The sequence below is a fragment of the Bacillus cereus group sp. BfR-BA-01311 genome (assembly GCF_022664295.1).
GTDB classification, from domain to species: Bacteria; Bacillota; Bacilli; order Bacillales; family Bacillaceae_G; genus Bacillus_A; species Bacillus_A cereus.
Genome location: NZ_JAKUHC010000050.1, coordinates 1 through 203, shown reverse-complemented (window position 1 = coordinate 203; position 203 = coordinate 1). Strand labels below are relative to the sequence as shown.

The following is a 203-nucleotide window of genomic DNA, read 5'->3' as shown; positions in this document are numbered from 1 at the left end:
GATCAGGTTGATAGGTTCGAGGTGGAAGCATGGTGACATGTGGAGCTGACGAATACTAATAGATCGAGGACTTAACCATATAATATGTAGCAAATGTTATCTAGTTTTGAAGGAATATGCCTTCATAGTTTGGTGATGATGGCAGAGAGGTCACACCCGTTCCCATACCGAACACGGAAGTTAAGCTCTCTAGCGCCGATGGT

General features: G+C 44.3%; 1 rRNA gene. It reads left to right on the top strand.

The features are described from left to right. Nucleotides 1-128: 128 nt before the first annotated feature. A 5S ribosomal RNA gene (gene rrf, locus MR136_RS28380) occupies nt 129-203 on the top strand; the annotation flags it as partial.